Consider the following 26,536-nt stretch of genomic DNA (forward strand, 5'->3'; position numbering starts at 1 on the left):
GTTCGCGGCACTACCTTTTTCATGCAGTTGATGCCATTCCCCCCCTCTCCCATCAGATGGATTGATTTTTTGGGACAGATTCCTCATAATTATGAGTACGATTTGATTGTATAGTGGGAATTGCGCGAAAACATATGTCTATATTCAACAAAAATTCGGAATAATCTTTCGGTGATTTTGTTCTGTTTAACCAGTCTGTTTTCACGTACATCATGGACCTGGAGGGAGATCCGTCATGAAAATTCTCGATCACATTGCACAGGAAATAGCCGAAAAAACCACAGCGATCCTGGGATACCCGATCAGCATTACCGACAAGGAAGGGTATATCATCGGCTCCACTGACCGAAGCCGCTTGGGGATTTTTCACAGACCTTCTCTCGAAGTGCTGCATAAAAACAGCATGGTCAATTGCGAAATGGAAGAGGAAAACAAAATTCTGCCCGGTGTATCTGTTCCGCTCATGTTCAACAACAAGGCAATCGGGGTGCTCGGGATCGTCGGCGAGCCGTCCGAAGTGGAAACGTATGTACAGCTGGTCAAAAGCCAGGTAGAGATGATGTGCCAGGAGGCCTTCCGCAAAGAAATGCTGGATCTGGAATCGAAAATGATCGAGGTGTTCGTCCAGCAGATGATTTTGGAGAGCAGCAATAATCCAGAGAGGATCCTGCAGTTCGCCAAGACGCTGGGGTACAACCTCGACCTCTACCGCGCCTGCATTCTGATTGATGTCAACGTTCCTTCGATGGATCTGCTCGACCAGAAATCAAGCGAAGAGCAATACGATAAATTTTCCCTGTCGTTTTTCCAGCGCGAGGTGCTGGACTACCTCTCGCTGATTTTTCGCGAGTCGAAAGATGACATCATCTCCGCTGTCAGCATGGAACGCTTCATCGTGATCAAATCGATGAAGTCCGAGAAAGAAAGCGGCATTCTCATCTCCGGGCTGGAATCAAAATGGAACAAGCTAAACAAATTCCTTCAATCCAAGTATCAAATGTCTGCCTGGATTTCCGTGGGCAACACAAAAAAAGGCGTTGACGGTATCGCCGAATCGTACCGCAACGCCGCAAAAGCGATGGCTGTAGGCAAAGGAACCGTCAGGGACGCCCATATCATCCACTACAACGACTGGCTCATTACCCTGGAGCTGCTTCCCAAGGAATTGTCTCCTGACTTGCAGAAAAAGCTGATGTCCATTATCCAGCCGCTGATCGAGCAAGACAACTATGACATTTTGTCGTCAACCTTTCTGACGTACTGCAAGTACAACATGAACCTGAGTGAAACAGCCCGCAACATGTACATCCACCGCAATACGATCATCTACCGATTGGAAAAAATCAGCGAATGCACCGGTTTGCAGACCAGCAATTTTGAGCACTGCATGCTGCTCTACATGGCCATTCGCCATTACGGAAAAAGGTGATCCTCTCCCTTTAGCTCACGCGCTCATCGACCTGCCGGTTCGAGCGCAGATGCCGGTCGTAGAGGTAGTAACAGATCGCGGAAAACAACGAAAAACCGCACATGCACAGAAACATCAACTGCGGCGACAAATGCTCGAACAAAATGCCGCCAAGCAGCGGCCCGAGCATTTTTCCCGTCGTCGCAGCCCCGGAGATAATCCCCTGAAATTGACCTTCCCGCCCCGCCGGCGACATCTCGGCCACGATCACCGGAATGGCCGGCCAGACGATCATCTCGGCGACAGTCATGATCAGCATCGCCGCAATAAATCCGGCGTAACTGCCGGAAAACGCCACGATCAGGAAACTGAGGAAGAAAATCATGCTGCCGATGATGATCTGCCGTTTAAACGTCGGCGCTACCCTCTGCGTAAACCATTTGACCAGAGGCTGTCCGAGTACGATCATTCCGCCGTTTACCGTCCACAAGATACTGTAAAAAGCAAGCGGGATCCCGAGTGACTGCAGGTGAACGGGGATCGTCGAAGCCCACTGCGAATAGGGCAGCCAATTGATCAGGAAGCCGGCGCTTAAGATCCCGAGCGAAACCACCAGCCTGCCGTCAGGGACGGTCACGCGGGTGTTCGTCCGTCCCGCCGCGGCAGCAGAGCTCCCCTCCTCGTGCGCAACGGGAACGTCCGGCAGATATTCTTGTTCGCGTACGAACGCAATCAGGATGAGAAAGACAACATAGGCGATGGCGTTGCTGAAAAATGCCCATTGAAACGAGATGGCTGCCACGAATCCGACGGCCATGGAGCCAAGTGCGATTCCCAGGTTTTGCGCGACGTAAATGACATTGATCGCCTTTCTTCCCCCCTGCGGCCACAAGACGTAGGCCATGGCATTCATCGCCGGATAGATCAGGCCGTTGCAAAATCCAAGAAAGCCCAAGAGTGAAGCGTAGACGTAAAAATCCTGGAAGCAGCCCATGGCAACCACCGCCGCAAACGAGAGCCAAATCCCTGCCACGATCGTCTTTTTCCCATCCCAACGATCGAAGATCAACCCCCCGACGAAGTTGCCGATCAATGCCGCCGCCTGATGGCAGACCAGGACGAGGCCCGCAACCGTTAGCGTTTGGCCCAGAACCTGGGTAATGTAGATCGTCGTGACCGACCAGACAAAAGTGGTGCCCAGCAGAAACACGATGGCAGACAAGGATAAGATCTTTAGGGGAAACGGAGCCTGCTTCCAATCAGTAATCATATGTTAATACTTCCTTTATTTAGAATACAGCTGCAAAACCCTTCCTCAGCTTCTTCTCCTACCACAAATGTACCTGTTCCATTTACCCCGATTGTATGTGAAATTTCAACAAAAATCGATTCGTAAATTCAGCAATGTTTGTAATGTTTGTACATTTATCGACACCCCTTTTTTCTATATCTTAATGGTGAGGAGCACTTTTTACTCAACCGGCGGGGAAATACTTGCCATCGAGTGGGACAACCCTTCTGCGGGCAAGCGGAATACGTCCGGGCAACAACAACCTGCACAATAAACGCGATATGAGGAGGCGGAACAAATGAGACGTATGGTTAAGCCGTTGTTGGTGAGTCTGGTTGCACTCTTGCTGCTGGCTGGCTGCGGAACAAAACAAGCGGCTAACACAGATCAGCCGGGCAATGGCAGTGCCAGCACCCAGGCGCTGGCGACTGAAGCGCCAAAGGAAGGTGACAAGTCGGAGGCAGGAGAAGTGCTCGCCAGAGTAAAACAAAGCGGGGTCCTGCGGGTCGGCTTTGAAGGGACCTATTCTCCCTTCAATTTTCTGAATGATCAAAATCAATTTGCCGGATTCGATGTCGATATTTCCAATGATCTGGCCAAGCGGCTGGGAGTAAAAACGGAGTTTGTCGCGACGAAGTGGGACGGGTTGATCGGCGGTCTCAATTCGGACAAGTTCGACATCATCATCGCCCAGATGAGCATCACCGAGGAGCGGAAAAAAAGCGTCGATTTCACCGACCCCTACGTCATCACCGGCGGAGTGCTCGCTACCCGGACAGAGACCGAAGGCATCACCAAATTGGAGGACCTGAAAGGCAAGAAGGTCGGCGTCGGTGCCGGGACGACTTTTGAAGAAGTGGTCAGCAAAGTGGAAGGCGCGCAAATTCAGCGGTACAAAGCCATGAACGACTACGTCCAAGACCTGGCGAACAAAAGGCTGGACGCGATCATGAACGACCAACTGGTTCTGGGCTACAACATCAAGGAGAAAAACCTTCCGATCAAAATTGTCAGCGACATCATCAACGAAGACCGGATCGGCATGGAAATCAAGAAAGGAAATCCTGATTTTGTGGAAGCCGTCAACAAGGCCCTGGCCGAAATGAAGCAGGACGGCACGTACGAAACGATCTACAGAAAGTGGTTTGGCGTAAGCCCAAAACTCTGATTTTCAGGGGGGGGATTGAGATGGCACTCGTCTTATCATCATTGCCCGTCCTTTTATGGGCTGCCCTTGTCACACTTGCATTGGCCGTCGGCTCCATGATCATCGGTCTGGTTATCGGCGTATTCACAGCGCTCGCCCGAATCTCGAAAAACCGGGTCTTGCAAAAAACCGCCGCGTTTTACATTTCCGTAATCCGCGGCACTCCCCTGCTCGTCCAAATCTACGTCGTCTACTACGGCCTGCCGCAGGTCGGCATCGCCTTGGACCCGGTGACTTCCGGGATCATCGCGCTGAGCCTCAATGTCGGCGCCTATTTGTCTGAAAGTTTTCGCGCCGCCATCCAATCGGTCGACAAGGGCCAGATGGAAGCGGCCGCATCACTCGGGATGACGTACGGCCAGGCGATGCGCCGGATCATCATTCCGCAAAGCATTCGCACTGCCATCCCCACAATTGGAAACACTTACATCGGTCTGTTGAAAGATACCTCGCTCGTCTCGGTCATCACGGTCACCGAGCTGTTGCAAATGACTTCCTTGCTGATCGCCAAAACGTTCGAGCCGTTGACACTCTATCTGACTGCCGGTGCCATCTACTGGGCGCTAAGCGCGCTTTTTACCGCCCTGCAGGCCCGCGTGGAAGTCAGAGTCGCCCGCCATGTGCGGCAGTAAATGAGGGGAGCAAATGGACATGATCACATTACAGGGAATTGCCAAGCGATTCGGCGACAATCACGTGCTGAAAGGCGTCAATTTGACGGTGAATAAAAGCGAAGTGGTCGTCATCATGGGGCCCAGCGGCTCCGGTAAATCCACGCTGCTGCGCTGCACCACCTACCTCGAAGAGCCAGACGAGGGCATCGTGCGAATCGGCGATTACGAAGTGAAGGCGGGAGCGCCTACCCGCCAGCGCCAAGCCGAGATCAGGCAGCTCCGCCAGCATACCGGCTTTGTCTTTCAGCAGTTCAACCTCTTTCCGCACAAGACCGCCCTGCAGAACGTGATGGAGGGACCGGTCGTCACCAAAAAGATGCCGCTTGATCAGGCGAAGGCAATCGCCACCGAGCTGCTGACAAAGGTCGGCTTGGCCGACAAATGCGACCACTACCCCTCCCGCCTCTCCGGCGGACAGCAGCAGCGGGTCGCGATCGCCCGCGCACTGGCGATGGAACCGATGGTGATGCTCTACGATGAGCCGACTTCCGCACTCGACCCCGAATTGGTCAGGGAGGTCCTGCAGGTCATGAAGAACCTGGCAAAAGAGGGAATGACGATGGTCGTCGTCACCCACGAAATGGGCTTTGCCCGCGATGTGGCTGACCGGGTGATCTTCATGGACGGCGGTGTCATCGTCGAAGAAGGAACAGCCGAGGAGATCTTTCACAACCCGCAGGAAGAGCGGACACGCCGTTTTCTGGCCAATGTCCGTCACTGATCTGCCCCGTGCGAAAATAAGTCAGGAGGAATGAACATGCATGCAGTCGTTTTGGGAACGGGAATGATCGGGAACATGGTCGTCGGGGAACTGGCGAAGAGTCCCGTGATCGATGAAGTCGTAGCCGTAGATGGATTGGCCGCCAGCCTGGACCGCTGCCTGTCCCAGGTGAAAAGCACAAAGGTAACAGGCAAGGCAGCGGCCCTGCATGATCCGAACGTCATGCTTGAAGTCTTGCAGGGGGCGGACATTGCCGTCGCCTGTCTCCCCCACTCCCTTAGTTTGCCGGCGATCGAGGCGGCCATTCAGGCAAAATGCCACCTCGTCGACTTGGTCGGCTCAAAGTACGAAGAAAAAGCCCAGCTGAACGAAGCGGCCAAGGAGGCCGGCGTGCTGATCGTTCCGGGAGCCGGCGTGGCTCCGGGGATAACCAACTTTTTGGCTGCGCGGGGAATCGAACTGCTGGATGAGGCAGATGAAGCCGTGATGATCTGCGGGGGCATCCCCCGTCATCCCCTCCCCCCGCTCTGGTACCAGGTGGTATTCCGTCTGGAGAGTGTGCTCGGACTTTACACGCGTCCGGCATTGGCCGCTGAAGGCGGCCAATTGGTCCAGCTCCCTCCTCTGTCTGGCTTGGAAGAACTTCACTTTCCGGAGCCTGTCGGTGAATGCGAAGCAGTGATCACGGATGCCCACAGCGTTGCGTACACGTTGAAAGATAAGGTGAAGCGCCTGTATGAGAAGACGGTCCGCTATAAAGGGCATTGGGCAAAAATGGGCACATTGGCAGAACTGGGATTTTTGGACGAGACACCGGTCGAGGTAGACGGAACGCCGGTAAGCCCGCGCAAACTGGCCATGGTTCTGCTGGAGTCCAAGATGAAAGGCGGGTCCAATGAAGACGTCACCGTCGTACGGGTAACCGTCACGGGTACCAAAGGCGGAAAACCGACCAAGATGCAGTGGGACATGGTCGACCTCTACGACCGCGACCGCTCGCTTACCTCCATGGCCAAGACAACCGGCACGCCGGCTGCCATTCTCGCGGAATGGCTGGCTTCCGGAAAAGTAGCGGCACGCGGTGTGACTGCAATCGAGCAGATCATCATCGGCGACCTGTTCGATCCTTTTGTCCAGGAACTGGACCGACGGGGCGTCCACATCAGCTTTACAGAAGAATAGTTTGGCCTGTCATGACGAAGCCACACCCTGTCTCACAACGGGTGCGGCTTTGGTTTTTCGTGCAGCCTCGCCGGACTACAAATTTGCGCTTGCCAGGTTTTCCGTTTCCTTGAAAGAAATGTGGATGCCCTCTTTCGCCAGATCGTCGAGAAATCTGTAGAAGCGCTCGCCGGTGACGACTTCTTCCACCGCCAGGATCCCTCGTTCAGGCAGCCTTCCCTGGGCGATCCACTCAGCCAGTATCACGGCGGGAAACCCGGTCGTTCTGGCCATCGAAGTAATGTTTCTCCCGCTGTCGTACATATCGATCATTTCCCATTCCAAACGCTTGTTGTGCCCGTCTTTGACGCCGTTTACGTAGACCCGCACCACTGTGACGTCTTCCTCGGTTGCCCCGACCATTTTCGGCCGTAAGATAGCGGCTGACAGGCTTCTGGGACTGACGCGAACTCCATCCACTTCTACAGGCGTATCGCTGAGGAATCCAAGCTCGGCCAATGTGGCGATTTTAGTCCAGTGTCCCTTGTAGCGGACCGTTTTCTCGTAAATCCGCTTTACTTTGTGCTTTAAGGTGTAGGGAACCGTCGACGCATCGGTGATCACCGCTTCACACTCGCCGATCGGCTCCGGGAAGGTCAGCTCCTCAAAGCCTGAGAACGGAGGAATATGCACCACTTCGCCATTTTCGGCAGCGAGTGAAGATTTTTGGTACATGTCGAGCAGGCCCTCCATGCTGAAAACCAATTGGTACCAGAGCGGCGGCAGCGGATGTCTGGGAATCCCGCCGCAGATCATGACGGCCTCTTCCGCTTCGTCCATCAGGTCGATCCCGCGCGAGGCCAGGATATTGACGATCCCGGGAGCCACCCCGCAGCCTGGCAGCACCAACACTCCCGCCTCCTTCGCCGCTTCGTTCAGCGCCCGTTTTTGCAGGTAATCCGTATGAACGAGGTCCACCAGATGGCAGCCTGCTGCAATCGCCGCTTTGGTCGCCTGCAAGCTCAAGAAGTGCGGCAAACATTGGATGGCGATGTCTGCATCTCGCAGCACCTCGGTCATGGTCTGTTGATCCCCAAGCACGGCCGCCATTGCGGCTACTTTCGGGTGATTCACGTAAGCCAGGCACCTGTCCAACCTCTCCTGAGATGCGTCAACCGCGATCACTTCATCGATCACGTGACTTTTGGCCAGCTGTGCCACCACGGTATTTCCAATCATTCCCGTTCCTAAAACGATCACTTTCATGTTTTATACCTCCTTTTGTCAACCGATTTATTGGAAGTACTTAGGATCCGGTTCGATGCCGAACCACTTTTTGTAGATTTTGGCGTGGGTGCCGTCTTGTCTCATATCCTTCAGCGCTTGATTCATCGCTTCCAGAAAGTCTTGATTCTCTTTCTTGACTGCCATCCCCATCACGTCTATATACAGCACATCGCCAACCATTTTGACCGGGATTTTCTGCGTTGTCTGGTTATAGCCGATCCACAGTTGATCTTGGATGACGGCGTCGAGCCGTTGGTTCACCAGGTCGGTAATGACGGCATCGGTCGTGCTGTACACCTTCACCTTAGCGTTTTCGATCGTATTGGCGAGGTCCAAAAACGTCGTTCCCGCTCCGGCACCGACGGTCTTTCCTTTCAAGTCGTCAAGGGAGCGGATCTCGCTCTCGCTCTCGCGAACGACGATGACAGCTCCGTTCGTGACGTAAGGCTCAGTAAAATCGACACTCTTTTTGCGCTCGTCGGTGATGGACATCTGTGCGATGATCGCGTCAAACTTATCCGCTTTCAACCCGCCGATCAAGCCGTCAAATTTGGTCGCGACGAACTCGGCCTTCACTCCAAGCCGTTTGGCAACTTCATTGGAAATGTCGACGTCAAACCCATCAAATTCGTTCTTGTCGTTGACCATATTGTACGGAGGATACGTACCTTCAAAACCTACTTTGAGCACCCCTGTCTGTTTCACCCGGGCCAATACCTCGCCTGCCTTTGTTCCCGCGTCTTTGCTTGCTGCAGGCTTGTCCCCGCTGGCTGCCTGGGGATGACCCGGGTTCGTCGTTGCCGTCGTCGATACAGTCCCACAGCCTGCCACAGCAAGAGCAGCGAACAGAATGAAAAGAATCGGCTTGTACACAACCTTCATCCGGCCACCACCTTTTATTATTCCTAATTTTGTGAAAATTCATGTAATAAATCGTATCGCTTTCCCCTTTCTTGTGCTATGTGAAGTTTCAACAAAAATCTACCGTCCACAAAGAGAGAAATTTGGTGAATGTGTATAATGCGGCCCTGGCGATGACAAAACAAGGCCCCGCCCGATCGACGGACGGAGCCGAATTTTTCCTATTCCGCTTTGCCTATAAACACCTGCTGGCCGTTTTCGAATTTGTACATGAAGATGCTGGCGTATTTGTTGTCCCCTTTCTCGTCAAACGAGACCTTCGTAAACATCCCTTGGAAATCGGTGGTGTGGTGAACCGCCTCCAGAACCTGTTCACGGCTGGGCTTTTTGCCTCCGTTTTTGTCGATCGCTTCTTTTAAGCCGTGGAGGACGACCAGCATCGCATCGTAGCCGTAAATCGAGAAGCTCTCCGGTTCTTTGCCGAATTTCTCCTTGTATTTGGCAGCCCACTTCTTGCCCTCATCTGACTGTGTGACGTCCCCGGCAACCGAAGAAAAGACGACTCCCTCCGCTGCTGCCCCGGCGATCTTGGGGAGCTCGGATGACGCCAGACCGGCACTGCCCATAAAGTACCCCTTGAAGTTTTTCTCGCGAGCCTGCTTGACGAGGATGCCGCCTTCCGGATACAGCCCGCCAAAGAAAATCATGTCCGGGTTTTTCGACACGACCAGGTTGATCACGGAGCTGTAATCCTTTTCCCCTGGTGTAATTCCCTCGTAGCCGAGAATCTGTACGCCGTCTTTTTCGAACTGGGCTTTTACCTCGTCCGCCACTCCTTGCCCGTACGCCGTTTTATCATGGATGATAAAGGCCGATTTCACGCCGAGTTGATTTTTTGCGTACAGTGCGCCCTTCGGTCCTTCCAGATCGTCCCGGGCGCAGATGCGGTGCACGGTTTTCTTGCCTTCTTCGGTCAGCTGCACACCGGTGTTCGCCGGACCGACAACGACCAGATTGCCCTGTTCGTACTTGACTGAGGCCGGGATGGCCACACCTGTGTTGTAATGGCCCACGACCGCAAGCACGTCCGGGTTGGACACCAGCTGCTCGGCGTTTGCCACTCCTTGTTTCGGATCCCCTTGGTCGTCCTGCGGGAAGAGCTGCAAATCAAAGCCCAATTTGTTGAAATCTTCTTTCTGCTCCATCAATGCCAGCTCCGCGCCCAATTTGATCGCTTCCCCAACATTGGACTGCGGACCGGAGAGAGGTGTCTGGGTCGCGATCAAAATTTTCCCGCCGCCAGCCCCCTGGCCGCCTCCTGCACCAGCCTCCGCACTACCGCCGCTGCCAGCATTGCCGGTTTGCTCCGCAGGCTGCCCGCCGCCTCCTGCCGCCCCTCCCCCGCCGCCGCATCCGGCGGCTATCATGCACACCGCAACGACGGCAGCCAGCAGACTCGTTCGCTTCTTCCTCTTCAAATCGTACTCCCCCTTTTTCTGCTTTCCTATGTCATGTTCATAGAACGGACATGGCATGGATGACGCTACACGATCGCATCCTCGATGACCAAATCATTCTCGGCAAACCGTTCGACACGCAGAGGCGACAAATCAAGCGTCTGGTACTTTCCGGTACGAATCAGCTCGGACAAGCCTTTTCCTACCGCCGGCGCTTGCTGCATGCCGTGGCCGCTGAACCCGAACGCCACGTAATAGCCTTTTTTCCCCGGATGCTTACCCAGAATCGCGTTATGATCCGCGGTGTTGAAGTCGTATAATCCGCTCCAGCCCCGCTCGATTTTTGCCTGCTCAAAATTGCTGATCCGATGGGCCAGCACTGGCCAGATTTGCTCAACGAAGAAGGAGCGTTTCCAATTGAAGTCAAAGCCCGGCTCCCTGTCGTCCGAATAGCCGGCGATCAGCTTTTCGCCTTCGTGGCGGAAGTAGACGCCTGTCGGGTCAATCGTCAGCGGCAGGTATTGTTTCAACGGCTCTTCGATATCAAATTGAAACACCTGCCTGGGCAGCGGGACCACCGGCAGGGCCAGTCCCATTTTTTCGCTGAGGTCAGAGCCCCAGGCCCCCGCGCAGTTCAACACGATCGGGGCGTAGTATTCACTGCCGTCCGACAAGCGAACTCCTTTTACCTCCTCCTGGTCGCAGAGAATCGCCTCAACCTCCTGGTAGATATACTCGGCTCCCAGCCTTTTGGCATTGCGAATATAGCCCTGCATGACCGAATACGGGTCGAGATACCCGTCCTCCGCACAGTAAAGCCCGCCGGCAAGATCGTCGATATTAAGTTCCGGGATGATATCCAGGAGTTCGCGCTTTTGCAGCAGCTGCGATGGCACGCCATGCTTGTGCTGGAGCTCGACATGCCGATCCAATCGCGGCATCATCTCTTCAGTGGCCAGGAACAAGTAACCGCGCTGCTTAAAATCGATCTTGGCGGGTTCCCCGTCCAAAGCCATCGCCTCAGGAAAATGTTTGTACACCTGCAAGCTGAATCTGCTTAGCTGTATGTTGATGTCTGTCGTATACAGTTGACGGATTCCCCCTGCACTTCTCGGAGTAGAAGAGAATTCGTAGATTTTGTCCTTTTCGAATACGAGGATCTTTCCGGTGTATCCGTCATGCAGGAGATTGTATGCTACACTCGAACCGATGACGCCGCCACCGATGATAATGAGGTCTGCTGTGTTGTTCATCTGGATTACCCCTTTTCGCAGGATATAAAGGAATACATCTTAAATGTAACGTCTTGAAACGCTCGCATACTATGGCAAGATTCTACAAAAATAGCCAGCTTATCGCGATCGATATTTGTATATTGTGTATAATCAGAATAATTGATCGGTAAAAAAGATCCGAACCAACTGTCCGGTATGCAGTCGATTCGGATTTTCTCTCTTGGCAGGCGCGGCTAGGCTTACTTGTTGTCGATTTGCGCTCTTTGCAACTTGCCGCTGTAATCCACGTAGATGGATCTCCACTCGGTGAATACGTCAAGCGCCGCAACACCGGAATCGCGATGCCCGTTCCCGGTGCCCTTGGTTCCGCCGAACGGCAGATGGATCTCGGCACCAGTCGTCCCCGCGTTGACGTAGACAATTCCCGTATCCAGATCCCGCATCGCCCGGAATGCGCGGTTGATGTCCTGGGTGAAGATCGAGCTGGAGAGTCCAAACTCGACGCTGTTGTTTACTTCAATCGCTTCCTCGATGCTCTTCACCGGGATGATCGAAGCAACCGGGCCAAAAATCTCTTCCCGGGCGATCCGCATGTCCGGTTTTACGTCCGTAAACAATGTGGGCATGTAGAAGTTGCCCTTGACCAATTCTCCTTCTGTGGCAATCTCGCCGCCGCAAAGCAGCTTCGCTCCTTCTTCTACGCCGATTTTGACGTATTGGTCAATTTTCTCCAGGGAAGCGCGATTGATCACCGGTCCGACGTCAACGGACGGATCCAACCCGTTGCCCAGCCGCAATTTTGCGATTCGCTCCAGCAATTTGCTCTCCAGTTCTTCCTTGACCGCTTCATGGACGATGATCCGGCTGCAGGCCGTGCAGCGCTGGCCGCTTGTACCGTAGGCGCTCCAGATAATCCCGTCCACGGCGAGATCAATATCGGCATCGTCCAGTACGGTAACGGCATTTTTGCCGCCCATTTCCAGGGAGGTGCGTTTTAGCATGCCGCCGGCGCGGGCGTTGATTTCTCTGCCCACTTCGTTGGAGCCGGTGAAGGAGATCAGATCGATCTGGGGATGGTCTACCATCGCATTTCCGACGACGCTGCCCGATCCGTAGACGAGGTTGATCAGGCCTTTGGGCAGCCCTGCTTCCTCGTAGATCTTGACGAATTCCGCCGCGATCATCGGCGTCTCAGAGGCCGGTTTCCAGACGATGGCGTTCCCCGCGACGAGTGCCGGCAGCGACTTCCACGAGATGATGGCGATCGGGAAGTTCCACGGCGTGATCAAACCGGCAATCCCGACCGGGACGCGCACACTCATGGCAAACTTGTCGCGCAGCTCTGACGGGACCGTATCGCCGAACAGTCTGCGCCCTTCGCCGGCCATGTAGAAGGCCATATCGATCGCTTCCTGTACTTCTCCTTTGGCTTCCTCAATCACTTTCCCCATTTCACTGGTAAGAATTTGCGCCAACTGTTCTTTTCTCTCTTTCAGCAGCAGGCCGACCTTGTAGAGCACTTCCGCGCGCTCCGGTGCGGGGACCAATCGCCACGCCTTTTGCGCCTGCCGCGCCGCTTGCACGGCCCGGTCGACATCTTCTGCGGTCGATTGGGTTACTTCTGCCAGGACTTCGCCGGTAGCCGGATTCGTATTCGGCAGGAATTTGCCGGATGCGGATGCGATCCACTCGCCATTAATGTAATTTACATACTGTTTCATCGTTCCCTCTCCTTTAGCGGTTTTCTTGTTCAATTCGCAATTTTGCCTTTATTCTTTCTACAGCTTCGTTCAGGCGGTCGCTCGGCACAGACAGCGAGATGCGGAAATACCCTTCGCCGGATGGGCCAAATGCACTCCCGGGCGTCACGATTACGCCGGTCTGCTCCAATACGCTTGCAGCAAATTCACTGGAAGTATAGCCCACGGGCACAGGTGCCCAAATAAAGAAACTGCCTTTGGGCGGCTCTACCTGTATCCCAATGGAGGCAAGCCCTTCGAGCATGGTCTTCATCCGCTCATAGTAAATCTGGTTGTGCCGTGCGATACAGCTCTGGTCGCTGTTCAACGCAAAAGCGGCCGCTTTCTGAATCGGAGTAAACTGGCCTGTATCCGTATTGCTCTTGTAGACGGAAAGCGCTTTAATCATGTCTCTGTTGCCAACAACGTAGCCAATTCGCCAGCCCGTCATGTTGTACGTCTTGGAGAGTGAGCCGAATTCGACGGCGATCTCCTTCGCTCCTTCCACCTGCAGGATGCTCGGCGCCTGGTAGCCGCCAAACGTAACCATATTGTAGGCGGAGTCGTGGGCGATGGGGATTTGATGAGCCGCTCCAAAAGCGACCGCCCGCTGGAAAAAGCCAAGGTCCACGGTGGCGGTCGTCGGGTTGCCCGGGTAGTTTAAAAACATCAATTTGGCTTGCCGGATGACGCTTTCAGGAATGTCCGAAAAGACGGGCTCAAAGTTGTTCTCCTGCTTGAGCGGCATGTCGTAGTACTTGCCGTTCGCCAGGTAGGTTGCCATCCGATAGACGGGATAGCATGGATCCGGCAGCAGTACGCAATCGTCGGGATCAATCATGGTAGGAATCAAGTGGGCGATCCCTTCTTTTGTTCCAATCAGTGTCAGAACCTCGGTTTCCGGATCGAGTTCGACGTCAAACTGACGCCTGTAAAAATCGGCAACGGCCTGCCGAAATTCCAAACACCCGACAAAGCTGGGGTACTTCATGTTTTCCGGACGTCTGACTTCCTCTATGAGCTTTTCTACGATGTGCTCCGGGGTAGGCAGATCGGGATCTCCGATTCCCAAGTCAATGACATCGATCCCCGCCTTCTGCATCGCCGCTTTCTTTTTATTCAGTTCCGCAAACATATACGGCGGGATTTGCCCGATCCGTCTGGATTGGAAATTCACGTCTGATTTCACCCTCTTTCTGAATGAGTTCCCGTTTGGCGACAGGCAAAGCCGCAAACGGTTCAAGGATGGCACAAATTAAATGTATATCGTTTCAAAAGCAGAAACCATGTCTCTTTTACACAAAAATCGGGCTGCTGTTTCATGAATAATCAGTATAATTTCAACAAAATGACTAAAACCTGGGACAATTGCCCCAGGTTTTTTGCCGCGGTGCCGTGGTTCGATTATCCCCCGATATGGGACATCTCCACCTTTTTCCGCTTTGTCAATTCCGGCGTATGCTTGAGCCGCTCCTCTGAGTACCGGTCGCTTCTGCGGCTCCAGATGCCGCCAATCAACTGCCGCAGACCTTCATCCGTGTAACCGCTTCTCAGCGGTTCGCGAAGGTCTTCCCCGTCAGAGGCAAACAGGCACGTGTAGAGTTTCCCTTCCGCCGATAGTCTCGCCCTTGTACAAGTCGAACAAAAGGCCTGGGTGACAGACGAGATGAAGCCGATTTCCTGCTCTGTACCCCGGTAGCGATAACGCGAGGCGACTTCTCCATAGTAATTGGGCCGAGCCGGCTCCAGGGGCATTTCTGCATGAATCAGTTCGGCAATCTCCCTGCTGGGGACGACCAGGTCAAGCCGCCAGCCGTTGCTGTTTCCGACATCCATGTATTCGATAAAACGCAGGATATGCCCCTTTTCCCGAAAGTACCTGGCCATGGGCAGGATGTCTTCTTCATTCATCCCGCGCTGTACCACCATGTTGATCTTTACCTGCAATCCCGCTTCCGCTGCTGCCTCGATCCCCGAGAGGATCGTCTCTACCCGGCAGCCTCTGCCGTTGATTTGCCCAAACCGGTCGTCATCCAGACTGTCCAAGCTGACAGTAACCCGTTTCAACCCCGCCGCTTTTAACGCTCTGGCATGCTTGGCGAGCAGCGAACCGTTGGTCGTCATGGCGATATCGCGTATACCCTCCACCTCGCTGATCATCTGAATCAGTGCCGGCAGATCCTTGCGCATTAAAGGCTCGCCGCCGGTGATCCGGATCTTCTCCGTCCCCATGGAGGCGAAGATCCGCGTCAGGCGGGTGATTTCCTCGAAGCTCAGGAGCTTGTCTTGAGGGAGAAAAGCGTAGTCAGGACCGAATATCTCCGCCGGCATACAGTAGGTGCAGCGAAAATTGCATTTATCGGTAACGGAAATTCGTAAGTCACGGAGAGGACGCTTTAATGAATCCAAGAAACGTTCTGACATATTAGATCACTCTCCTGTTCGTTCTACTCTCTACCGCGATTTCTCTCATGAATACTCCCACCACTTAACCAACGCTGAGGATCCGGTTGAAGTGGGGGTTTCTGGTGTATCAATCAGGAAAACTACCGAATGCTTAACACCAGTGGAGTTGACACGTTGACGGATTGACTACCGTCCAACCCCTCTATCCCATTAGCGCAAGCTGTTGGGACTACTTTTCGCAGGAATTTGCTGCACCGTTAACACAAACATATGTTCTAATCTAATTTAACAAATTTTGTGTGAAAGTGGTAGACTTTTTTTGTCCTGCCAACCCTAAGGTCTTGGTGAAGCCAGGATTTCAAAAGTATGCACCTTAACTTCTTGGTGCTTGAAGGGGAGAACCTTCTCGATGTGCATGATAAATAATATTACCTGAATCCCGGCAGCTGTATCCACCCAAAGATTCTACCTGCTCTCGGAATCGCGGAGAGCGGATCAGCTCAAGCAGGGTCTGGCCTTGCTCGCTCTGATAAAACTTCCGGCTCATCAAGAGGTCATAGCGCTCTTCCGCGACCGGGATAAAATCGAGGTTCATGGCGGCGGCGGCCGAAGAGATGCCAAGCCCGGCATCAGCCGTACCGCCTGCGACTGCCGCAGCCACGCTCAGGTGGGAGACGGCCTCGCGCGAATACCCGTAAATCTGCTCGCGGCTGATGCCCTCCTGTTTCAACAGGTAGTCAAACAACAGCCTGGTTCCCGCTCCGCGCTGCCTGTTCATGTAGGTCAATCGCTTGTGGGCGATGTCGGCGGCCGACTGCAGCTGGTGGGGATTGCCCTTCTGGACGATCCACCCCTGCTGGCGGTAAACAAGCTGCAAGAGAACGACGTCCTGCCCCGGCAAATACTTCTCGATGAATGGCACGTTATAGGTCCCGCTCGCCTCGTCAAACAGGTGTACGCCCGCGACATGGGCTTCTCCCTTTTGGATCGCCAAAATTCCTCCCATACTCCCTATATGTGAGGAGATGAGGAACTGTTCCGGGTGAATCTCCCGCAGCAGAGAATGCAGGATATCGATCGACAGATCGTGGCTGCCGGAAGCGACAATCGTCTGGCGGATGTGCTCGATTGGCCGGTACAATTCGATCTCTGCCTCTTCCCCATGCTCGTACCCCAGGTGACCGGCTGGAATGCGGAGCAGTCCATCGGCCCGCACCATCGACATGGTCACGCCTGCCGCTCGCGTCAAGGGATTGGCGATATACTGGCCGTCGATGCAGCCGATATTCATCCGCACGAAGTCCTCCGCCCCCATGACCGAGACGACCCGACGGCCCATTTTCGCTGTGATTTTGGGCCGCTGCAATTCGATCTGGCCCAGGTACTGGTGGACGAGCGGGCGGACGAACCACTCCAGCGCCAGATAGGCGGAGACCGGGTACCCTGGGAGGCCGATGACCGGCTTGTCCTCGACCAGTCCGATGACGACGGGTTTGCCCGGTCTGGTTGCCACGCCGTGTGTCAGCACCTCTCCGAGTTCATCGATGACATGAACGGTATAATCCTCGGTGCCGGCTGACGATCCCGCATTCAGGAGAACGATGTCCGCTTCCCGAACGGCCTGCTGCAGCGCTTCCCTGATCAGGTTGTAGTCGTCTTTGACGATCCCCAGATGCAGCGCCTCTGCTCCCCACTCCTGGAGAAAGGCGGAAAAAACCGTTCCGTTAAACTCGATAATCTCCCCTTCCGCCACTTCTTCCGCCGGCGGGATCAACTCCGTGCCGGTGGGAATAATCGCCACCTTGGGCTTGCGCAAGACCGGGACCTGCAGAATTCCTCCCGCCAAGAGTGCTCCCAGATCGACCGCTCGGAGTTTGTGCCGGGCGGGAACGATCATGTCTCCGACCACGACGTCTTCGCCGATCGGCCGGATGTGCTGCCAGGGGGCGACTGCTTCCATGATTTCGACCGTCTGTTCATCGATTTGGTGAATGTGCTCGATCATGATCACTGCGTCGAACCCGCTCGGTATGGGGTCGCCGGTATCGACGACGACGTAATCCTCTCCCAACTTCAGCCGAACCGGACGCAGTTCGTCCGCTCCGTACGTTTTCTCTGCTCTGACCGCGATCCCATCCATCGCCGAAGCGTTGTAATTCGGCATCGATACTTTGGCCAAGACGGCCTCTGCGGTTACCCGGCCGAGTGCGGCTCCTGTCGGGATCAACTCTGTTTCAGCCGTAAACAGAACCCTTTGCAGAAGGTTGTGCTGGGCTTCCTGCAGCGGTGTATCTTCCAAGTAGATTTTGCGCATATCCATCCTCCCAGTGGGTGTCTCCCTTGCGACGAACTTCATCATTTATCGGAAAAGCTGCACCTTGACGATCTCGCCTTCCCGTATCCCTTCTTGGTTGGCGGGAATTTCTACCATCCCGTCGCTGGCCACCAGCGTGGAGATCAATCCCGACTTGCCGAATACGGGCTCCGCCCATAAGCCGTCCGGACGCTGTTCGATTTTGACTCGAATGTAATCCGAACGCCCGACCGCGGAAGCGACATTGCGGGTTATCCGCGCTTCCAGCCGCAAGTCGGTCTTCACAGTGCGTTCGCCGCTCAATTTTTCCAGAATCGGGATGCCAAACAAATGAAAGACGATCAGGGCCGATGCCGGATGTCCGGGAAGCCCCATCACCGGCTTTGCTCCCGCCTTGGCGATGATTGTCGGTTTTCCCGGCTTGATCGAAACGCCGTGAACCAGCACCCCCGGTTCCCCCAAAGCCTCCAGCACCTGGACGGTAAAGTCGCGCGTTCCCACTGAACTGCCGCCCGACAGCAGCAAGAAATCTGCCTCCTGGTACAGCTGGCTGGCTTTCTTGTAGAAGGAGTCGTAGTCATCCTTCACCACCCCGCCGTACATGACTTCTGCGCCAAACTGTCTGGCTGCTGCGGCTATCGTGATGCTGTTGATATCTCTCACTTCGCCCGGGGCCAGCTGCTGCACTTCCGCCGGGACGATCTCATCGCCCGTTGACAATACGGCGACAACCGGTTTTCCATACACGCTGATTTCGGTTTTGCCGACCGAAGCCAGGACACCGAGATCTTGCGGACGCAGCCTGTGACCGGCGGCGATCACCAGTTCTCCTCGGTTGACGTCATCTCCGGCGCGGATGACATTCTCGCCTGGGGCTATCTGGCGGAACACATTCAACAGCTCGCCTACTTCCTCGACGTGCTCGATCATCACGACGCTGTCGGCCCCCGGGGGCATCATCCCGCCAGTCGGAATGTACTGGGCGTGTCCCTCATCCAGGTAGAGCTCCGCGGCCTTGCCCATTTCGATCGTGCCGGTAATCTCCAGAAACGCCGGCAGCGATTCTGTGGCGCCAAATGTATCCGTCGCCCGCACCGCGTAGCCGTCAACGGTAGAGCGTGAGAACGGCGGCACCTGTTCGGCGGAGATGACGTCTTCAGCCAGCACCATGCCGACCGCGTCTGCTGCGGGAATACGGCATGTCTTGCCGACCGGACCAAAATGCTCCTCGATAATTGACAATGTCTCCTGTACTGTTTTTACATTGAAGAACTTCATAATGATCCTCCAGCATGGCGACTTTGAATATTCGTGCTACATGCCCAATTGTCAGGGTAATGGGAATATTGTATTTTATCTCACATGAAATCTTACTATAATAGAAAGAAAAAAGGAGAACGAATAGATGATGAAGGTGAAAGTGTTTGCCAACTTTCGCGAAATATGCCAATCAAAGGAAGTAACCGTACCCTATCAGGAAGAAAACAACCGTGTTATCGATATACTGGAATCGCTGATTCAGATGTTCCCCCCGCTCGAAGACGAGGTCTTCACCCCGGACCGAACCCTGAAGCCGTTCGTTCACGTGTTTATTAACGGGCGCAACATCATCCACGAGGACGGGCTTCACACCAGGGTAAAAGCTGACGATCAATTCGCCCTGTTTCCGCCCGTGGCAGGAGGCTGACATGCACCACAAAAACCTGGAAATTCGCGGCATCCCGCTCTCGCAGCTGATCATCTATTTGCGTGAGTTGGGCGGGGAGCAGCTGACCGACCCGTTTCCCGTGTTGATCAAAGGAGATAAGTGGCAGGCCGAGCTGTTGCGGCAAGAGGAAGCAGCCATCACCTCCCGCTTTCGGGTGAACGCTGTATTCCTTGTGTTCAAGGCACCCTGTGAAGAGGTTCTCGACGATGTTGTCGCCCGGTTTCGCAAAAAAACCATACGTGTCGGTGGATGAACGAAAATGGAAGAAAAAGGTGGAGGTTTCGCTCCACCTTTTTCTCGTCCGCTCAGACGATTTCCAGTTCCTTCAGTTTGCCCTCCGGCACGACTCCGTCTATCCAGCCGCGTACCTGGTAGTACTCGTCGAGCATGATGTCCAGCTGGCTGACATGTCCGGCACTGTTGCCGGTCCCCGCTTCTTCCGTAAAGCGCTTGGGCAAGAAGTCGTCCTCGCGTTTGTTGAAGCCGGCGAGGTTGTTGTAGTGACGTTCCAGATTATAAATTCTTTCGCCAATTTTCAGAACGTCGTCTGCTGTGATCTGCACGCCGGTCATCGCTGAATACTGTTCCGCGTAATTTTCCGCATTCTCGGAGAACGAGGAGAATTTGCAGATGTCCAGCGAGTCGGAGAAGGCAAACAAGTCTTGGAAGATTTTCAGCAGCTCGCCTTTTCCTTCGGGCTTCAAGCGGTCAGTCGGCTCCGGTATCCCGGCGATTTCGCTGGCGACCGTGTACCCGCGCAGATGGCAGGCCCCCCGGTTGCTCGTCGCGTAGCCCAATCCGATGCCCTGTATGCCGCGGGGGTCGTAAGCCGGAATCGCCTGCCCTTTGACCACCATCGCCAGATCGGCGTTGCCAAACTTCTTGGCTGCTCTCGCCGTGCCTTCCGCCAGTACATCTCCAATGCCCCTGCGGAATACCAGCATCTCGGTAAGTTCGATCATGCGGTCGGCATCTCCCCAGGCAAACGGCTCATCGACGAGACCTTGTTCGACCGCTTCCATCATGCAAGACAGCGTGTTTCCGAGTTCGATCGTATCGATGCCGTATTCATTGCACATGTTGATCAGATAGGAGATCGCCGCCGCATCGCTCAGGCCGCAGTTGGCGCCGAGCGCCCAGCCCGACTCGTATTCAAAGCTCTCTACCCGAGTCTTGTACTTGCCATCCTTCACTTCCACTTCTTTCTTGCAAGCGACCGGGCAGGCGTGGCAGGTATTGTCTGCGACCAGCAGCGTGGCGTTGACGGTTTCCCCGCTGTGCCCTTCGGCCCCTTCCCAGTGGGTATACTTGGAGTTCATCGTCGGAAGAGCGCCCACTTCGTTGATGATGCTCGTCAGGACGTTCGTCCCGTAGACGGAGAGGCCGCCTTTTTTCGGAGCGGTGAGACCGCCCTCCATGATCGCCTTCAACGCCTTCTGGTTCGCCGCCTTATACTCGTCATCCCGTACCGGCTGCGGCATATTTCCCTTTTGCGGGCCTTTGATCACAATCGCCTTCAGGTTTTTAAACCCGGCCACCGCACCTGTGCCGCCGCGGCCGGCCGCGCGATCGTTCTCATTCATGAACCCGGCAAAGCGCACCTGGTTTTCTCCCGCTTGTCCGATGCACATGACACTCAGGTCTTCCTTGCCGTAACGTTCCTGCATGGCTTTTACCGTCGCCCGGGTGCCTTGTCCCCAGAGATCGGCGGCATCGCGCAGCGTTCCCTGCCCGTTTTCGATGTAGAGGTAAACGGGTTTGTCGCTTTTTCCGGAAATCAGGATATTGTCGATCCCGGCCCATTTTAACCGTGCGGCCGTCCATCCCCCCATGTGCGAGTCGGTCACTGTCCCGGTCAATGGAGATTTGGTCACGACACACAGCCGGCCGCTCATCGTCGACCGCGATCCCGTCACAGGACCGGTCATGATGCATAAGAGATTTTCCGCTGACAGCGGTTCCACATCCGGGCCGTTGTCAAACACGTACTTGACTCCCAGCCCCCGGCCGCCGATGTACTTTTTGGCCAGCTCCTCGTCGATCTCCCGATAGTTGACCGTTCCTGTTGATAGATCAACTAAAATTTCCCTGTTTTTAAAGCCGCCTAACTTCATCTGTCCGCCTCCTCCTTCAAAAAATGATAAAAAAACCCCGCTGCAGCCATCGCAATGAAATGGCCGGGCCCTCATCGGAAAGCAGTAGTCACCCTGGTTTCTTCTTTCCGAAAGGCTGATGCTGTCATTACTGTTACCTATTCGACTTTTATGAAGCAACTCCTGCTATTATTCTATGCCAAAATGGAAAATTGTCGATATTTCGACTATTCACCTGATACATACTTTTTAAAAAATGTATTGCCTTTCTTCCTGTGATCAAGTATTTTGTACATATACTAACTCAACCTAACAAAACCAAATCAAAACCAATGAAATACGATGAAGGGACTGGGAAGCTTGAAAGAGGAGTACATGACTCCGGAGGAAGCGGCTGCCATCTTGAAATTGTCCAAGTTCACCGTGTATGAAATGATCAAACGCGGAGATCTCCCCGCCGTCAAGCTCGGCCGGAGCCTGCGCATTTTGCGAAGCGAACTGGACAACCTCGCCCGCGGGAAGAAATCCCGTGAAGGAGCAAGGGATTTTTCACTTGAAGAGTCCGCCCCTTTTTTGCCGCAGGAGCTGCCGCACCAGATCTACTTCACCGGCAGTCACGACCTTGCTGTCGACCTGTTGACCCAGCATCTCAGCACCCGGGGAATTACGCTTTTTCCGGCTTTTTCCGGCAGTTTGAAGGGATTGATCGACCTGTTCAACGGGCGGACGGAAATGGCCGGATGTCATCTGCTGGATGTGGAGGAAAAAGAGTACAACCTCCCCTACATCACCCGCCTGCTGCCTGGCGAACAGGTGACGGTGATCCATTTCGTCTACCGCTGGCAAGGCTTTATCCTCCCCAAGGGGAACCCCCGGATGATTACCAGCTGGTCCGACTTCTTCTCCGGAGAACACCGCATCGCCAACCGGCAAAAAGGCTCGGGCACGCGCGTTCTGCTTGATCAGAAAATTCGCGAAATGGGCGTCTCAGCCGCCATCCTGCCCGGCTATGATCACGAATGTGTCAATCATTACGCCACGGCAGCGGCTGTACTGAAGGGCGAAGCAGACGTCGCCCTCGGCATTGAAAGCGTCGCCCGCAATCTGGAGCTGGACTTCTTCCCGATTCATCAGGAACGGTACGACTTGGTGCTGCCCACCGGGCTGGTGCAGCAGGAGCGGTTTCAGATCATGCTGCACACGCTGCGGGACGTTCCGTTCCGCAAAGCCATCGTTGCGCTCGGCGGCTACGATATCTCACAGATGGGCGAAATCATTGCCACATATACATAATGGTACAAGGAGGATACCAGATGAAACACGTAAGCAGGACAAGCTTCTTTCTGATCTTGGCGGCCATCTTGCTGTTGGCCGGCTGCAGCACGGCCACTCCGGCACCAGCGTCCGCTCCCGCTCCGGAGACGCCGGCCGCTTCCGAAGCCAAGCCGAGTACGGACAGCCAAAACAAGGAGATCGTTCTCGCGACCACGACCAGCACGCAGGATTCGGGTTTGCTGGACGCCATTCTCCCCGCTTTCGAATCAAAGACCGGCATCAAGGTAAAAGTCGTCGCAGTCGGCACCGGACAAGCGATCAAGCTTGGCGAAGACGGCAATGCCGATGTCTTGCTGGTGCACTCAAGGCCTGCGGAAGATCAGTTTGTCGAACAGGGATTTGGCGTCGACGCCTACGACGTGATGTACAACCAGTTTTACATCGTCGGACCAGAGAGCGATCCGGCCGGAGTGAAGAACGCCAAAACGGCAGAAGAGGCGCTGCAAAAAATCGCCGAGAAACAGGCAACCTTCATCTCCCGCGGTGACGACTCCGGTACGGACAAGAAGGAAAAAAGCATCTGGAAAAACGCCGGCATCACCCCTTCCGGCAGCTGGTACCTCTCCTCCGGACAAGGCATGGGAGACACCCTGCAGATGGCTGATGAAAAGAACGCCTACACGCTGACCGATGAGGCTACTTTCCTCTCCCGGAAGCTGGGCTTGGCCGTGCTGATGCAAGGCGACAAGGCGCTGTTGAATCCTTACGGCATCATCAAGGTCAAATCCACCGGCAAACCCGAGCTGGCAGACGAGCTGATCTCGTTTTTCGTCGGTGAAGAGGGACAGAAAATGATTGGCGAATTTGGCAAAGACAAGTACGGAAAAGGCTTATTTGTACCTGACGCCAAAAAGCGTTAAGGGGTGAAGCATGGGCTTGCCAACCGAAGTTCTGGAAGTTATCTGGCTTTCCCTGCAAGTGACGACCACTGCGGTGTTCATCGGGGCGCTGATCGGTATACCCGCCGGCGCCCTTCTCGGCTTGTACTCCTTCCCCGGCAGAAGACTGGCTGTCACGATCGTCTACACCCTGATGGGTCTGCCCCCGGTGTTGATCGGGGTGATCGTCTATCTGCTCCTCTCCAAATACGGTCCCCTCGGCTCGCTGGAATTGCTGTTTACGCCGGAAGCGATGGTGATTGCCCAGGTCGTCCTGGTATCGCCGATCCTTGCGGGGTTGACCCTGTCCGCAGTCCAGGCCAAAGAGCGAACCTATTCCGAGACGGCAAAAAGCCTCGGGGCCACTCCTTCCCAATTGGTCTGGACGATCGTCAAGGAGTCGCGAAAAGGCATCTGGGCGGGAGTCGCTGCCGCCTACGGACGCGCGATATCCGAAGTCGGAGCCGTCATGCTCGTCGGTGGGAACATCGAACACCACACCCGCGTGATGACTACGGCTATCATCCTGGAGACGAGGATGGGCCACTATGAAACAGGCCTCTATCTGGGGCTTGTCCTTTTGCTGATCAGCTTTGTCTTCAACAGCTTCCTGATGATGGGAGTTCTCGAACAAATCAACGCCAAACGGAGAAAAATGTGAGATGCCGCAACTACACCTGAAACACCTGCACGTCGCCATCGAAAAAAAATCCATCCTGACCATTGAGCAAATGAGCCTTGCCTGTGGTAAAATTTATGGCATCGTAGGTCCGAGCGGGTCGGGCAAAAGCACGCTGCTCAGAGTGGTCAACCTGCTGCAAAAGCCGCTTACGGGCACGATGAACTACTGGGGCGAAGAGGTGGACCTCGCGTCACTTTCCCATGCCAAGGCCTTGGCGATCCAGCGCCAGATGGCATTTGTCGCCCAACAGCCGGTCATGTTCCACACCTCGGTGTTTGACAATGTGGCGATGGGGCTTCGTTACCGCAAGCTGGACCGCAAGACGATCCGGGAGCGGGTCAGTGAGGCATTGCAGCTCGTCGATCTGGCCGACCGCATCCACCAGCAGGCCGCCACCTTGTCCGGGGGCGAAGCGCAGCGGGTCGCCCTGGCCAGAGCCATCGTGCTGAATCCCCGGCTGCTTCTGCTGGATGAGCCGACGGCGAGCCTGGATCCGGCCAACGTGTCTATTTTTGAGCAGGTCATCAAGGGGATCCATCAGCAAAGGGGCACGACGATCATGATCGTGACCCACAATCTGCCCCAGGCCAAACGGCTTGCCGATCACTGCTTGTTCGTTCACAAGGGGCGAATTGTCGAGTCGGCCGACACCTCGACCTTTTTTGACCAGCCACAAAGCCAGGAACTGGCAGATTTTATCTCCGGGCGGATGATCTATTGAATGGATCAGAGCCCCGGGAACGGAGGGATTGCTTCTCATGGATACGGAAATTCACCAGCGGTATTCGCGGCAAATCCTGTTCGCCCCGATTGGCAAAGCGGGCCAGTTGAAGCTGTTGCAAAGCAAGGCGGTCATCGTCGGGATGGGAGCACTCGGGACAGTCCTTGCCAACCACATGGTCCGCGCCGGTGTCGGTTTCGTCAGGATCATCGACCGCGACTTTGTCGAAGAAAGCAATTTGCAGCGCCAGATGCTCTACGACGAGGAGGATGCCCGCGCCCACCTGCCAAAAGCCGTTGCCGCCGCCGCCAAACTGCAAAAGATCAACTCGACGGTTACGGTGGAACCCATCGTCGCCGATCTGAATGCGACCAATGCCGAAGCGTACCTGACCGGATTTGACCTGATCCTGGACGGCTCGGACAACTTCCAGGTCCGCTACCTGGTCAATGACGTGGCGGTCAAGCACAGGATTCCCTGGATCCACGGTGCGGCCGTCAGCTCCAAGGGGATGTTTGCCGTCATCCGGCCGGGTGAGACGCCCTGTTACCGCTGTCTCTTCCCCCATCCTCCCGAAGGCCGCACAGAGACGTGCGACACGACAGGCGTGATCGGTCCGATCGTGCATGTCATCGCCTCATACCAGGCCGTCGAAGCACTTAAGCTGCTGCTCGGCGCCACCCAGCAGCAGAACCCCAATCTGGAGCAGTTTGAGCTCTGGCAAAACGACCATCTGCAAATCAATATCGCCAATGGAAAAAATGCCAACTGCCCGGCCTGCGGCCAAGGGATTTTCGAGTATCTGGATCTGACAGCACCAGCGCAGCAAGAATTCACGTCACTCTGCGGCAGGGATACGGTACAGATCACCCCGATCCAGCCGAAGCAGGTGGATCTGGAGGCATTGTCCCGCCGGTTTGAGCAGCTCGGAACAGTGGAAAAAAATCCCTTTTTACTCCGGTTTCATATCGATTCTTATACCCTTGTCTTCTTTAAGGACGGGCGCGTGCTGGTCCAGGGTTCGCAGGACATCTCCACGGCCAGGTCGCTCTACGCCAAATACGTGGGATATTAGGGCAAAAAGAAAGACGCGGGGAAATGCATTGAACTGCACCCCGCGTCCTTTTTGCTGTGGAGAACATTGTCCATGGCATTCGAGAAAAATAGGCTCGCTCCGTTCGTGGCACGCCAGCGGGGAAGCTGGACTGGCCGTCTGCACACCAAAAAAAACGGCACGTCGACCAAAAAGTTCTGGAAGCATCTCAACGTAGCATTTGGTCGACAAGCGTGTGCCGTTTTTTCCGATCCGACTGGGTGGGCGCTGCCAAGGCCTTCGCTCGCTCCATTTTTCTCTGCTT

23 protein-coding genes are annotated in these 26,536 nt (G+C 54.9%); 12 read left to right on the forward strand and 11 right to left on the reverse strand.

Going from position 1 to position 26,536, the window contains the following annotated elements:
• Positions 1 to 235: 235 nt before the first annotated feature.
• Entirely contained in the window at positions 236 to 1,429 is a 1,194-nt protein-coding gene (locus HGBM_RS16955; protein WP_019122282.1) for a CdaR family transcriptional regulator, read from the forward strand.
• Positions 1,430 to 1,439: 10 nt separating this feature from the next.
• On the opposite strand, the gene HGBM_RS16960 is transcribed toward HGBM_RS16955, so the two are convergent.
• Positions 1,440 to 2,678, reverse strand: coding sequence for an MDR family MFS transporter (locus HGBM_RS16960; protein ID WP_019122283.1), 1,239 nt, complete (start codon positions 2,676 to 2,678; stop codon positions 1,440 to 1,442).
• A 319-nt stretch (positions 2,679 to 2,997) separates the two neighbouring features.
• Between HGBM_RS16960 and HGBM_RS16965 the strand changes: the two genes are divergently transcribed.
• The 4 genes from HGBM_RS16965 to HGBM_RS16980 are packed head-to-tail and all read left to right on the forward strand — an operon-like array spanning position 2,998 to position 6,483.
• Positions 2,998 to 3,867 (forward strand): ABC transporter substrate-binding protein, encoded by an 870-nt coding sequence (locus HGBM_RS16965; protein ID WP_019122284.1) that lies wholly within the window; start codon positions 2,998 to 3,000, stop codon positions 3,865 to 3,867.
• A 20-nt stretch (positions 3,868 to 3,887) separates the two neighbouring features.
• On the forward strand, positions 3,888 to 4,538 hold the full coding sequence (locus tag HGBM_RS16970) for an amino acid ABC transporter permease (protein ID WP_019122285.1): 651 nt from the start codon (positions 3,888 to 3,890) through the stop codon (positions 4,536 to 4,538).
• Between the two features lie 19 nt (positions 4,539 to 4,557).
• Complete coding sequence (locus HGBM_RS16975; RefSeq protein WP_035287407.1) at positions 4,558 to 5,301, forward strand: amino acid ABC transporter ATP-binding protein; 744 nt, start codon at positions 4,558 to 4,560, stop codon at positions 5,299 to 5,301.
• A 36-nt stretch (positions 5,302 to 5,337) separates the two neighbouring features.
• Positions 5,338 to 6,483, forward strand: a complete 1,146-nt coding sequence (locus HGBM_RS16980) for a saccharopine dehydrogenase family protein (RefSeq protein WP_019122287.1) — start codon at positions 5,338 to 5,340, stop codon at positions 6,481 to 6,483.
• Between the two features lie 75 nt (positions 6,484 to 6,558).
• On the opposite strand, the gene HGBM_RS16985 is transcribed toward HGBM_RS16980, so the two are convergent.
• The 9 genes from HGBM_RS16985 to HGBM_RS17025 all read right to left on the reverse strand — a co-directional run bounded on the left by HGBM_RS16985 (position 6,559) and on the right by HGBM_RS17025 (position 19,039).
• Positions 6,559 to 7,728, reverse strand: a complete 1,170-nt coding sequence (locus HGBM_RS16985) for a saccharopine dehydrogenase family protein (RefSeq protein WP_019122288.1) — start codon at positions 7,726 to 7,728, stop codon at positions 6,559 to 6,561.
• 27 nt (positions 7,729 to 7,755) lie between these two features.
• On the reverse strand, positions 7,756 to 8,631 hold the full coding sequence (locus tag HGBM_RS16990; RefSeq protein WP_019122289.1) for a transporter substrate-binding domain-containing protein: 876 nt from the start codon (positions 8,629 to 8,631) through the stop codon (positions 7,756 to 7,758).
• Positions 8,632 to 8,831: 200 nt separating this feature from the next.
• Positions 8,832 to 10,088: a branched-chain amino acid ABC transporter substrate-binding protein gene (locus HGBM_RS16995; protein ID WP_019122290.1), complete on the reverse strand. Its 1,257-nt coding sequence runs from the start codon at positions 10,086 to 10,088 to the stop codon at positions 8,832 to 8,834.
• A 65-nt stretch (positions 10,089 to 10,153) separates the two neighbouring features.
• Positions 10,154 to 11,320 (reverse strand): NAD(P)/FAD-dependent oxidoreductase, encoded by a 1,167-nt coding sequence (locus HGBM_RS17000; RefSeq protein ID WP_019122291.1) that lies wholly within the window; start codon positions 11,318 to 11,320, stop codon positions 10,154 to 10,156.
• Positions 11,321 to 11,541: 221 nt separating this feature from the next.
• The gene (locus HGBM_RS17005) at positions 11,542 to 13,023 is read right to left on the reverse strand and encodes an aldehyde dehydrogenase family protein (protein WP_019122292.1); all 1,482 of its coding nucleotides are present in this window, start codon (positions 13,021 to 13,023) and stop codon (positions 11,542 to 11,544) included.
• A gap of 13 nt (positions 13,024 to 13,036) precedes the next feature.
• Positions 13,037 to 14,218 (reverse strand): LL-diaminopimelate aminotransferase, encoded by a 1,182-nt coding sequence (locus tag HGBM_RS17010; protein WP_019122293.1) that lies wholly within the window; start codon positions 14,216 to 14,218, stop codon positions 13,037 to 13,039.
• Between the two features lie 227 nt (positions 14,219 to 14,445).
• Positions 14,446 to 15,465 carry a GTP 3',8-cyclase MoaA gene (gene moaA / locus HGBM_RS17015; protein WP_019122294.1) on the reverse strand — a complete coding sequence of 340 codons (1,020 nt, stop codon included), beginning with the start codon at positions 15,463 to 15,465 and terminating at the stop codon, positions 14,446 to 14,448.
• Between the two features lie 355 nt (positions 15,466 to 15,820).
• Positions 15,821 to 17,761 (reverse strand): molybdopterin biosynthesis protein, encoded by a 1,941-nt coding sequence (locus HGBM_RS17020; RefSeq protein ID WP_019122295.1) that lies wholly within the window; start codon positions 17,759 to 17,761, stop codon positions 15,821 to 15,823.
• 45 nt (positions 17,762 to 17,806) lie between these two features.
• Entirely contained in the window at positions 17,807 to 19,039 is a 1,233-nt protein-coding gene (locus HGBM_RS17025; protein WP_019122296.1) for a molybdopterin molybdotransferase MoeA, read from the reverse strand.
• 130 nt (positions 19,040 to 19,169) lie between these two features.
• Between HGBM_RS17025 and HGBM_RS17030 the strand changes: the two genes are divergently transcribed.
• Both HGBM_RS17030 and HGBM_RS17035 read left to right on the forward strand, forming a co-directional pair.
• The gene (locus HGBM_RS17030; RefSeq protein WP_026074487.1) at positions 19,170 to 19,448 is read left to right on the forward strand and encodes a ubiquitin-like small modifier protein 1; all 279 of its coding nucleotides are present in this window, start codon (positions 19,170 to 19,172) and stop codon (positions 19,446 to 19,448) included.
• Between the two features lies 1 nt (position 19,449).
• The gene (locus tag HGBM_RS17035) at positions 19,450 to 19,722 is read left to right on the forward strand and encodes a MoaD-like domain-containing protein (protein WP_019122298.1); all 273 of its coding nucleotides are present in this window, start codon (positions 19,450 to 19,452) and stop codon (positions 19,720 to 19,722) included.
• Between the two features lie 52 nt (positions 19,723 to 19,774).
• Here the strand turns inward: HGBM_RS17035 and HGBM_RS17040 are convergent, their stop codons facing one another.
• Positions 19,775 to 21,583, reverse strand: a complete 1,809-nt coding sequence (locus HGBM_RS17040) for an aldehyde ferredoxin oxidoreductase family protein (protein ID WP_019122299.1) — start codon at positions 21,581 to 21,583, stop codon at positions 19,775 to 19,777.
• A 339-nt stretch (positions 21,584 to 21,922) separates the two neighbouring features.
• Between HGBM_RS17040 and HGBM_RS17045 the strand changes: the two genes are divergently transcribed.
• From HGBM_RS17045 to HGBM_RS17065, 5 genes are read left to right on the forward strand one after another with little or no spacing between them, the layout of a single operon-like run.
• Positions 21,923 to 22,855, forward strand: a complete 933-nt coding sequence (locus HGBM_RS17045) for a helix-turn-helix transcriptional regulator (protein WP_147512913.1) — start codon at positions 21,923 to 21,925, stop codon at positions 22,853 to 22,855.
• A gap of 20 nt (positions 22,856 to 22,875) precedes the next feature.
• Entirely contained in the window at positions 22,876 to 23,757 is an 882-nt protein-coding gene (locus tag HGBM_RS17050; RefSeq protein ID WP_019122301.1) for an ABC transporter substrate-binding protein, read from the forward strand.
• A gap of 10 nt (positions 23,758 to 23,767) precedes the next feature.
• Positions 23,768 to 24,436: an ABC transporter permease gene (locus tag HGBM_RS17055; protein WP_019122302.1), complete on the forward strand. Its 669-nt coding sequence runs from the start codon at positions 23,768 to 23,770 to the stop codon at positions 24,434 to 24,436.
• A gap of 1 nt (position 24,437) precedes the next feature.
• Entirely contained in the window at positions 24,438 to 25,178 is a 741-nt protein-coding gene (locus HGBM_RS17060) for an ABC transporter ATP-binding protein (protein WP_019122303.1), read from the forward strand.
• A gap of 37 nt (positions 25,179 to 25,215) precedes the next feature.
• A complete protein-coding gene (locus HGBM_RS17065; protein WP_019122304.1) occupies positions 25,216 to 26,253 on the forward strand; it encodes a ThiF family adenylyltransferase in 1,038 nt (345 codons plus the stop codon).
• The last annotated feature ends 283 nt before the right edge of the window (positions 26,254 to 26,536 follow it).

Origin of the sequence: Brevibacillus massiliensis (assembly GCF_000311785.1) — a bacterium.
Classification (GTDB): domain Bacteria; phylum Bacillota; class Bacilli; order Brevibacillales; family Brevibacillaceae; genus Brevibacillus_C; species Brevibacillus_C massiliensis.